Source organism: Saccharopolyspora hordei (assembly GCF_013410345.1).
Taxonomy (GTDB): domain Bacteria; phylum Actinomycetota; class Actinomycetes; order Mycobacteriales; family Pseudonocardiaceae; genus Saccharopolyspora; species Saccharopolyspora hordei.
On sequence record NZ_JACCFJ010000001.1, the window covers coordinates 4,367,282 to 4,377,500 of the forward strand.

9 protein-coding genes and 2 rRNA genes (1 of these 11 only partly in view) are annotated in these 10,219 nt (G+C 72.6%); 1 reads left to right on the plus strand and 10 read right to left on the minus strand.

Annotated elements, in window-relative coordinates:
* Positions 1-120: 120 nt before the first annotated feature.
* From HNR68_RS20000 to HNR68_RS20035, 8 genes are all read right to left on the minus strand, one after another.
* Positions 121-1,059 carry a copper transporter gene (locus HNR68_RS20000; protein ID WP_179723304.1) on the minus strand — a complete coding sequence of 313 codons (939 nt, stop codon included), beginning with the start codon at positions 1,057-1,059 and terminating at the stop codon, positions 121-123.
* Positions 1,056-2,240: a putative cytokinetic ring protein SteA gene (steA, locus tag HNR68_RS20005; protein ID WP_179723305.1), complete on the minus strand. Its 1,185-nt coding sequence runs from the start codon at positions 2,238-2,240 to the stop codon at positions 1,056-1,058. Before steA ends, HNR68_RS20000 begins: the two co-directional genes overlap by 4 nt.
* 78 nt (positions 2,241-2,318) lie before the next feature.
* Positions 2,319-4,139 (minus strand): DNA repair protein RecN, encoded by a 1,821-nt coding sequence (gene recN, locus HNR68_RS20010; RefSeq protein WP_179723306.1) that lies wholly within the window; start codon positions 4,137-4,139, stop codon positions 2,319-2,321.
* A gap of 79 nt (positions 4,140-4,218) precedes the next feature.
* Complete coding sequence (locus HNR68_RS20015) at positions 4,219-5,112, minus strand: NAD kinase (protein ID WP_179723307.1); 894 nt, start codon at positions 5,110-5,112, stop codon at positions 4,219-4,221.
* Between the two features lie 11 nt (positions 5,113-5,123).
* On the minus strand, positions 5,124-5,963 hold the full coding sequence (locus HNR68_RS20020) for a TlyA family rRNA (cytidine-2'-O)-methyltransferase (RefSeq protein WP_179723308.1): 840 nt from the start codon (positions 5,961-5,963) through the stop codon (positions 5,124-5,126).
* A gap of 4 nt (positions 5,964-5,967) precedes the next feature.
* Positions 5,968-6,195 carry a hypothetical protein gene (locus HNR68_RS20025; protein ID WP_179723309.1) on the minus strand — a complete coding sequence of 76 codons (228 nt, stop codon included), beginning with the start codon at positions 6,193-6,195 and terminating at the stop codon, positions 5,968-5,970.
* A gap of 93 nt (positions 6,196-6,288) precedes the next feature.
* Complete coding sequence (locus HNR68_RS20030) at positions 6,289-7,293, minus strand: HAD-IIA family hydrolase (protein WP_179723310.1); 1,005 nt, start codon at positions 7,291-7,293, stop codon at positions 6,289-6,291.
* Positions 7,290-8,171, minus strand: coding sequence for a tetratricopeptide repeat protein (locus HNR68_RS20035; protein ID WP_343050274.1), 882 nt, complete (start codon positions 8,169-8,171; stop codon positions 7,290-7,292). Before HNR68_RS20035 ends, HNR68_RS20030 begins: the two co-directional genes overlap by 4 nt.
* Between HNR68_RS20035 and HNR68_RS20040 the strand changes: the two genes are divergently transcribed.
* On the plus strand, positions 8,139-8,894 hold the full coding sequence (locus tag HNR68_RS20040; RefSeq protein ID WP_179716381.1) for a hypothetical protein: 756 nt from the start codon (positions 8,139-8,141) through the stop codon (positions 8,892-8,894). The two genes, HNR68_RS20035 and HNR68_RS20040, sit on opposite strands and share 33 nt — an antisense overlap.
* 270 nt (positions 8,895-9,164) lie before the next feature.
* Here HNR68_RS20040 and rrf read toward each other — a convergent pair.
* Together rrf and HNR68_RS20050 are read right to left on the minus strand one after the other, a co-directional pair.
* Positions 9,165-9,281, minus strand: a 5S ribosomal RNA gene (gene rrf, locus HNR68_RS20045).
* Between the two features lie 125 nt (positions 9,282-9,406).
* Positions 9,407-10,219, minus strand: a 23S ribosomal RNA gene (locus tag HNR68_RS20050) (it continues 2,268 nt past the right edge of the window).

Below are 10,219 nucleotides of genomic sequence, written 5' to 3' on the forward strand. Positions count from 1 at the left end.
CGCTCCCACGGGATTCCAGCCTAACGCACGTCAGCCGGCCGGCGCACCGTGACCCACCGCTCCCGGACCAGACCCGAACGCCCAGGTCAACCGCCATCCGGGCGGTGGGTCACGGGCGGCTCAACCCCGGGCGCTGGGCACCGGCCCCTGCGCGGTGGCGGCCACGCCGTAGTGCCCGGCCTGCCGGTCGGCCTGCTCGCGCACGGCGAGCACCACCGCCACCCGGCCCGAGCCGCTGTCGGCGTTGTCCACGGTGGACAGGTTCGACGAGATCGCCGGGTCGGCCCGGGCCACGCCGACCGCCCCGTGGCCGTCGGCCGAACCGGAGCCGCCGGCCAGCACCGCGCCCTGCCCGGCGCGGTCGACCTGCGTGGCGAAGCGGGCCAGCGTGGCGGCCTGGTCCCCGGCGCGGTCACCCTCGACGCGGCCACCGGTCAGCACCACCGCCAGCTGCGCGGGTCGCAGTCCCGGCGAGGCGGTCAGGAAGCCGCCGTCGGCCAGCCCGGCGAGCGCGGCCGCCCGCTCCTGGTCCCCGGTCTGCGGCTGGCCGGTCTGCGGGTCCAGCAGCGCCAGCGGGCCGACCAAGCCACCGGCCAGGGTCCCGGGGTCGGCCGCGGTGGGCAGCTGCAGGCCGGCGGGCAGCAGCTCGGTGACCACGCGGCGCAGCTGGTCGGCCTGGTCCGGGTCGGCGAAGCCCTCGCCCAGGCGCAGCTCGCCGGTCACCTCCGCGCCCGCGTCGCGCAGCAGCCGCGCCACCGCCTCCCGCTGCTCGTCGGGCACGTCCGCCGCGCTGATGAGCACGACACTGCGCCGCTCCAGCTGCCCCTGCACGGCCATCGGCGCCACCGCCGAGTCGAACCGCTCGGACGCGGCGACCTGCGCCTCCAGCGCGTTCCGCTCGCCGGTGAGGTCCTCGACCTGCTCCTGCAGCGACTGCCGCTGGCCGCTGACGGCGGCCAGCAACCGGTCGCTGACCGAGGTCGACCCCAGCACGACTCCGACCGCCAGCGCCAGGAAGACGGCGGCGATGGACACGATGTGGTACCGCATCGAGATCACGTGAAGAACCCCTTGACGTACGCCGCCACCTCGTCGCCCGCGTCGGCGACCACGTCCACGAAAGCGGTGCCCAGCCCGGAGACCAGCAGCGCCACGAGCACCACCAGCAGCACCGACGCGGCCAGCAGCGCCACGGCGCTGGCGGGCGTGCGGCTGCGCTGCAGGGCGGCCACCGCCCGGCCGTCGACGACCTTGCTGCCCAGCCGCAGCCGGGTCAGGAACGTCGACGGGTTGGAGCCGGAGCGCCCGCTGTCCAGGAACTCGCCCAGCGTCGCGTGGAAGCCCACCGTGACCACCAGGCTCGCCCCGTGCGCGTCGGCCAGCAGCAGCGCCAGGTCCTCCGGGTTGCCGGAGGCCGGGAACGTGACCGCGCCGATGCCGAGGTCCTGGATGCGCTCCAGCCCGGGCGCGTGCCCGTCCAGGTCGGCGGGGATGACCAGCTCGGCGCCGCACTTGAGGGTGTCGGTGCTGATGACGTCCGGGTCGCCGACGATGACGTCCGGCTTGTGCCCGGCCTGCCGCAGCACGTCCGCGCCCGACCCGACGCCGATGAGCACCGGCCGGTACTCGCGGAGGTAGGTGCGCAGCCGCGTGAGGTCGTCGGCGTGGCCGTAGCCGGGTGCCAGCACGAGGACCTGGCGGCCCTCCACCGACGTCCGCAGCTCCGGCACGCCGATGCCGTCGAGGATCAGCGTCCGTTCCCGGCGCAGGAACTCGATGGTGTTCGCGGAGAACGCCTCCAGCTGCGCCGACATCCCGGCCTTGGCCTCGACCAGCAGGTCGGCGACCGAGTCGGCGTCCTGCGCGGTGCCGCGGCCCACCTCCCGCTCGCCGAGGAAGACACCGCCCTCGTGCAGCCGGATCTTCGCGCCGTCCTTGATCCGGCGCGCCGGCTCCGGGCCGACGCCGTCGATGAGCACGACCCCGGCCGACAGCAGCACCTCCGGCCCGAGGTTGGGATAGCGCCCGGAGATCGACGGCGCCGCGTTGACCACGCCGACCACGCCGGCCGCGACCAGGGCTTCAGCCGTGCGCCGGTCCAGGTCGACGTGGTCGATCACCGCGATGTCACCGGCACGGACCCGGCGCAGCACGTCGTCCGAGCGGCGCTCGACCCGGGCGATCCCGGTCACACCGGGCAGATCGTCCCGCTGGCGAGCAAGCAGACCGCTGAGTTTCATGCACCGATGGTGACAAACCGATCACCCGATCCCGGTCCGCCACGCCGAGGGAACTGCTCCGTTCGGAGCAACAGGTGCTCAGCCGGACGCCGTCTTCCCGCCACTCTTCGCCTTCTTCTTGGCGGTCCCCTTCCGGCCGAACCGGGCCTGCGCCAGCTTGTACGCGGTCGCGGTCTCCAGCAGCTCCTCGGCGTGCGCGCGGCCGGTCTCGGTGGAGTCCATCCCGGCCAGCATCCGGGCCAGCTCCACCACCCGCTGCTCGTCGGCCACCACCCGCACGTCGCTGCGGGTCAAGCCGCCCTCGCCGCTGCCCTTGTCCACCACCAGGTGCCGGTCGGCGAACGCGGCGACCTGCGGCAGGTGGGTGACGACCACGACCTGGTGGGTGCGCGCCAGCCGGGCCAGCCGCCGCCCGATCTCCACCGCGGCGCGCCCGCCGACCCCCGCGTCGACCTCGTCGAAGACGAGCGTGGGCACGGTGTCGGCGTCGGCCAGCACGACCTCCAGCGCCAGCATCACCCGCGACAGCTCACCACCCGACGCTCCTTTGTGGATCGGCAGCGCGGGAGCGCCGGAGTGCGCGATGAGCTGCAGCTCGACGTCGTCCACGCCCTCCGGGCCCGCGTGCACGGTCGTGCCGCCGACCTCCAGCGCGTTCGGGTCCCCGGGATCGGCGGGCTTCGGCTGCACCACGACCTCGAGCCGGGCCTGCGCCATCGCCAGGCCCTCCAGCTCCTCGGACACCGCCGCCGCGAGCTGGACCGCGGCCTCCTCGCGCGCTGCGGTGAGCTTGGCGGCGAGCTCGGCCAGCTCGCCGGCGAGCTCGTCGCGCCGCGCGGCCAACGCGGCCAGCGCCTCCTCCGAGGTGTCCATCCCGGACAGCCGAGCGCGGGCCTCCTCGGCCCAGGCCAGCACGCCGTCGATGTCCGCCGCGTACTTCTTGGTCAGCTGCTTGAGCTCGGCCTGCCGGGCCAGCACCTGCTCCAGGCGGGCCGGGTCGGCGTCCAGCCGGTCCAGGTACCCGCCGAGCTCGCCACCGACGTCGGCCAGCACCGCCACCGCTTCGGCCACCCGGGGCTCGAGCTCCCGCAGCGCCGGGTCCTCGGCGCTGGACAAGCGGCGCCGCGCTTCCCCGATCAGCCCGATCGCGCCCGGCGAGTCCGGGTCGCCGTCGGCCGCACCGGTCAGTGCCAACTGGGCCGCCGCGGCGATCTCCCGCAGCTGGTCCACGTCGGCCAACCGCTTGGCCTCCTCGACCAGCGCGACGTCCTCGCCCGGCTCCGGCGCGACGGCCTCGATCTCGCTCAGACCGTGCCGCAGCAGGTCGGCTTCGCGGGCCAGCTCCCGGGAGCGCTCGGTGCGCTCGGTCAGCTCCCGGACCGCCTCGGCCCACTCCGCGCGCACCCGCTTGTAGTCCTCGAGCACCTTGAGCACGGGTTCCCCGGCGAAGCGGTCGAGCACCGCCCGCTGCTCACCGGACCGCAGCAGCCGCAGCTGGTCGTTCTGGCCGTGCACCGCCAGCACCTGCTCGGCCAGCTCGGACAGCACGGCGTTCGGCACCGAACGACCCCCGAGGTGGGCGCGGGAACGGCCGTCGGCGGTCACCGTGCGGATCGCGATCAAGCTGCCGTCGTCGTCGGGTTCGGCCCCGGCGTCGGACGCGACCTCGGCCGCGGGTGAGTCGATCGTCGTCTGGAACCGGCCCTCCACGACAGCACGCTGCGCACCGGAGCGGACGCGGGAGGCGTCGGCGCGGCCACCGCCGAGCAGGTGCAGCCCGGTGACCACCATCGTCTTGCCGGCCCCGGTCTCGCCGGTGACCACGGTGAGGCCCTCGTGCAGTGCGAGCGTGGCGTCGTCGATGACGCCCAGTCCCTGGATGCGCATCTCCGCCAACACATCAAGCACCCTACTGGCCCGCCCGGAGGCGCGGCGCCCCGCTGGGAGCAACGGATCGATCAACCCGCCCCCGCGCTGCTCAGCGCGAGGACGGACCCCGCCACCCCTGCACCGGGAGCTCGAACTTGTCCACCAGGCGGTCGGTGAACGCGGTGTCGTGCAGCCGCACCAGGCGCAGCGGGCTGTCACCGGCCACGACCTCGACCCGCGCCCCCGGCGGGAGGTCGAAGTGCCGCTGCCCGTCGCAGCTGAGCACCGCGTGGTGGCCGTGCTGGTCGATCTCCACCGCGACCAGCGAGTCCCGCGACACCACCAGGGGGCGGCCGAACAGCGCGTGCGCGTTGCTCGGCACGACCAGCAGCGCCTGCACCTCCGGCCACACCACCGGTCCCCCGGCGGAGAACGCGTAGGCCGTGGAACCGGTCGGGGTCGAGCAGAGCACCCCGTCGCAGCCGAACGCCGACACCGGGTGGCCGTCGACCTCCACGACCACGTCCAGGATCCGCTCCCGGCTGCTCTTCTCCACGCTGGCCTCGTTGAGCGCCCACGTGCTGGCCAGCACCTGACCGTCCAGCTTCGCGGTGACCTCGATGGTCATCCGCTCCTCGACGTGGTACCGGCCGTCCACCACGGCGGCCAGCGCCTCGTCCAGCGCGTCGGAGTCGGCACCGGCGAGGAACCCGACCCGGCCGAGGTTCACCCCGAACACCGGGACGTCGGCCATGTGGGCCAGCTCGGCGGCGCGCAGCAACGTGCCGTCCCCGCCGAGCACCAGCACCAGCTCGGTGCCCGCGGCCGCGTCCGGCCCCGGCACCGCCACCGCGCTGTAGCAGTCAGGGTTGAGCCCAGGCGCTTCGTCGGACAGCACCCGCACCCGCAGACCGGCGCCGACCAGCTGGCCCGCGACCTTCTCCGCGGTGCGCACGTTGTGCTGCCTGCCGGTGTGCACCACCAGCAGCACCTCTCGGGTCAACTCCCACTCCCTTACCGGTGCGAGCCCTTCGCCGCGGTCTGCGGTCCCTGCCGGACCGCTTCCTCCACCAGAGCTCCCGCGTCCGCCGCGTCGGTGCGTTCACCGGGCCGCAGCCACAGGAAGTACTCGACGTTGCCGGACGGGCCGGGCAGCGGACTGGCCACGACCCCGCGCAGCCCCAGGCCGTTCTCCGCCGCGACCTGCACGACCTCCAGCACCGCCTCGGCGCGCAGCTGGGGGTCGCGCACCACGCCGCCCGAACCCAGCCGCTGCTTGCCGACCTCGAACTGCGGCTTGACCATCGGCACCAGGTCGGCGCCGTCGGTCGCGCACGCCCTCAGGGCGGGCAGCACGAGCTTGAGCGAGATGAACGACAGGTCCGCGACGACCAGGTCCACCTGGCCACCGATGTCCTCCGGCGTCAGCGAGCGGACGTTGGTCCGGTCGTGGACGTGCACCCGGTCGTCGGTCTGCAGCTTCCAGACCAGCTGGCCGTAGCCGACGTCGACGGCCACCACCTCGCGCGCCTCGCGCCGCAGCAGCACGTCGGTGAACCCGCCGGTCGACGCGCCCGCGTCCAGGCACCGCCGCCCGGCCACGGTCAGCCCCTGGGGTTCGAAGGCCTCGAGCGCCCCCAGCAGCTTGTACGCGCCGCGCGACGCCCAACCGGGGTCGTCCACGTCCTCGGCGACCACCACGGGCGCGTCGATCTCCACCGCGGTGGCGGGCTTGCGCGCCACCATCCCGCGCACGGTCACCCGACCGGCGTCGACCAGCTCGGAGGCGTGCTCGCGGGACCGCGCCAGCCCGCGACGCACCAGTTCGGCATCCAACCGCGCCCTGCGTGGCACTGCGTCAGCTCCTGTGTGCGTTCGTTCCGGAGGAGAGGTGGTCGGCCTTCGACAGCGCGTCGGTGAGCGCGGCGTGCACCGCCTCGAACCGCTCGACGTGCTCGGCGACGGGCAACTCCTGCACGTCGTCGAGCCCGGCGACCGCCTCCGCGATGGCGTCGATCGCCGGCTGACCGTCGTCGGCCGGACGCGCCAGCACCGCGGGGTTCGGCACCTGCCCCGGAGAGGTCATCCGCTCCTGCTCCCCTCGATCACGCCGCGATCTGCGCGGCGACGGTTCCACGCTATCGGAACGGCCGGACGACGACACCGCGACGTCCGCCGCTCAGGCCAACCCCAGTTCGTGCAGGGCGGCCTTCGCGTGCTCGTCCGCAGCGCGCACCTCGACCGGGCCGGACGACGTGGCCCACCACGTCGCGCACAGCGTGCGCAGCGCCGCGAGCGCGTCGGCCTCGGGAGCGGATCGTGCCAGCTCCAGCACGCCGTCCGCGACCCGGGCCTGCCACCCGGGCTGCGCTCCGATCGCCACCTCCTCCGGCGCCTGCAGCAGCCCGCGGAGGTCGGCGGCGACGTGGTCGGGACGCATGTCGGGCGCGGTGAAGAGGAGGTCGGCAGGGGTGTTCACCCCGGTGAGCACCATCAGCGACGGCATCCCCGCGTTGACCGCGCCCGCGATGTCGGTGTCCAGCCGGTCCCCGACCATCAGCGGCGACCGCCCGCCCGCCGAGCGGACCGCTCGGTCCAGCAGCGGACGCTCCGGTTTGCCGGCCACCAGGGGCTCCTGGTCGGTCGCCGAGCGCAGCAGGTCCACCAGCGCCCCGTTGCCCGGCACCAGACCGCGTTCCGTCGGCAGCGTCCGGTCGCCGTTGCAGGCCACCCACAGCGCCCCGGCCCGGATCGCCAAGCACGCCTCGGCGAGGTCCCGGTAGGCGATCTCGGTGGACAGCCCCTGCACCACCGCGACCGGGTCGTCGGCGAAGTCCGAGACCGGCACCAGGCCGACCCGGTCCACTTCGGACACCAGCGCGGCGGAACCCACCACCAGGACCCGGGACCCGGCCGGCAGCTTCTCGGCCAGCACCGCGGCCCCGGCCTGCGCGCTGGTGCTCACCTCGGCCCGCTCCGCGGTGAGGCCGAGGCCCGCGAGGTGGTCGACGACCGCTTGGTCCGGTTTGGACGCGTTGTTGGTGACGTAGCGGACCTGGACGCCGCGGCGGTGCACCTCCCGCACCGCCTCGAGGGCGCCCGGGACGAGTTCACCGCCGCGGTACACCGTGCCGTCCAGGTCGAACAGCACGACGTCGTGGCCGTCCAGCAGCGTCCTGCTCACCGCGCTCGCGCGCCCCCTTCGGCGTCGCCCTCGGCGACGGCCTCCTCCGGCACGACCGCGTCATCGGTCCGCGCGGAGTCCTCGGTGGTCGTGACCAGCGGTTCGTCCGCGCTGCCCTCGTCGTCGGAGGGCACGTTCTCGCCGGCGGTGGCCGCGTCGGCAGGGTCGGTGCCCTCGTCCGCGGAGTCCTCGGCCTCCTCACTGGGGATGCCGGCAGCCGCCTCGGCCTCGGTCACGAGCTCCTCGACGACCTCGGGCCCACCGAGCTTCTCGGCCAGCTCCTCCAGCCGCTCCGGAGCGTCGGTCTCCTCATCGTCGTCGGCGTGTGCCGCGTGCACGAACCAGGTGAAGGCCTCGCGTTCTCGGCCGGCCGCCAGCAGGTTGTCGGCGTAGGCGTAGAAGAGTCGCGCGCTCCACGGGTCCTGCCGCTGCGGGTCGAGCTCGGGGATCTGCAGGCTCACCACGGAGGCCTCGACCTCGCCGAGGTCCCGACGCGCTCCGGCCGCCACGATGCGCAGCTCGACGGCGTCCTCCGGCTCGAGCAGGAGCGCCTCCTGGCTACGCAGGATCTCCACCGCCCGCTCCGGCCGGCCCAACGCGCGCTCGCAGTCGGCCATCATCGCGAGGTGGCCGGGGCCGCCCGCGATGCGCCGTGCCGCGCGCAGCTCGGAGAGCGCCTCGTTCCACTCGCCCGCCAGGTACGCGGCGAGCCCGTTGGCCTCGCGCACCGACGGGAGGCGGGAGGCCTTCTGCCGGGCGAAGCGGGCGTGCTCGAGCGCTCGCTGCGGGTCCTCGTCGACCAGCGTGCCCGCCGCGACGAGGTGCAGCGCGACCTTGTCCGCCACGTGCTTGGGCAGCTGGCGCAGCTCACGGCGCACCTCGGCGTCGAGCTCCTTCGGGTCCAGACCCTCGAGCAGCTCCGGCTCCTGCGACTTCGTCTCGACGACCTCGGACTGCTTCTGCGCCCGGACGTCGTTGCGCTTGCCGCGCCGGTCCTCGCGGTACGGACGGTCGCCGCGGCGCGGTCCCCGCCGGTCGCGGTCCGCCCCACCACGGCGGTCGAACCCGTCACGACGCGACCGGTCGTCCCGCCGGAAGTCGCGGTCGCGGTCGTCATGGCGGCCGTGGCCACCGCGGCGGTCGTCCCTGCGGTCCCGGTCGTCACGCCGGAAGTCACGCCGGTCCCGGTCGTCTCGGCGGTACCCACCGCGGTCATCGCGGCGGAACTCACGCCGGTCGCGGTCGTCTCGGCGGTACCCACCACGGTCATCACGGCGGCCACCGCCGCGGAAGTCGCGTCGATCACGGTCGTCCCTGCGGAAGCCCCCGCGATCGCGGTCGTCACGCCGGTTCCGGTCATCGCGCCGGAAGTCACGCCGGTCCCGGTCCTCACGGCGGTACCCACCGCGGTCGTCCCAGCGGTCGCCACCGCGGCGGAAGTCCCCACCACGGCGGTCCTTGTCTCGATCTCCCCCGCGGCCGCCGAAGTCGTCCCGGCCACGGCGGTCGTCGCGGTAGCCGCCACGACCTCGGTCATCGCGGTCGTTGCGAAAACCCCCGCGATCATCGCGCGAACCGAAGCGGCGCGAACCGCCCTGTGAACCACGGCGCTCGAAGCTCCCGCGGCCACCCTGGCCGCTTCGGCCGGCACCGGCCCCGCGGCGAGAGTCGCCGCGCTTGTCCTCGGAACCGGACACCGAACCTCCTGAAGCAGAAAAACTGAAGTACCCACCAGCGTAGACCCACGTGTCAGCGGGCCGCGGTGGGCCACACCCCGAATGTGATCGGGGGCAAGTGCGAACCATGAAAAAAGGGGCCGACCGGAGATCCGTCCCGTGCGGACGGGCCCGGTCGGCCCCACTCATGTTGTGTGTCGGCGGTGTCTTACTCTCCCACACCCTACCGAGTGCAGTACCATCAGCGCTGGGGAGCTTAGCTACCGGGTTCGGAATGGGACCGGGCGGACCCTCCCCGCTATCGCCACCGACAACCCTCACACCCCACACCCGTGCGGGGAAACCTCAGGGTCACCAACAACAAACCATGTTCGGTTATCAAGCAGGGCACCTGGTTGCTGTCCCAGACACCGTATAGTGAGTGCGCAACATCTTCATGTAACAAGTCCTCGGCCTATCAGCACCAGTCAACTCCACACATTACTGTGCTTCCATCTCTGGCCTGTCAACCCAATCATCTCTTGGGGGCCTTACCCCTATCACAGGGTGGGAGACCTCATCTAGGAACAGGCTTCCCGCTTAGATGCTTTCAGCGGTTATCCCTCCCGAACATAGCCAACCAGCCACGCCCTTGGCAGAACGACTGGCACACCAGAGGTTCGTCCATCCCGGTCCTCTCGTACTAGGGACAGCCTTCCGCAAGTCTCCTACGCGCGCGGCGGATAGGGACCGAACTGTCTCACGACGTTCTAAACCCAGCTCGCGTGCCGCTTTAATGGGCGAACAGCCCAACCCTTGGGACCAACTCCAGCCCCAGGATGCGACGAGCCGACATCGAGGTGCCAAACCATGCCGTCGATATGGACTCTTGGGCAAGATCAGCCTGTTATCCCCGGGGTACCTTTTATCCGTTGAGCGACACCGCTTCCACCAGCCAGTGCCGGATCACTAGTCCCTGCTTTCGCACCTGCTCGACCCGTCAGTCTCACAGTCAAGCTCCCTTATACACTTACACTCAACACCTGATTGCCAACCAGGCTGAGGGAACCTTTGGGCGCCTCCGTTACCCTTTAGGAGGCAACCGCCCCAGTTAAACTACCCACCAGGCACTGTCCCCGATCCGGATCACGGACCCGAGTTAGATGCCCAGAACGACCAGAGTGGTATTTCACCAACGACTCCACCCCAACTAGCGTCAGAGCTTCACAGTCTCCCACCTATCCTACACAAGCCGAACCAAACACCAATAC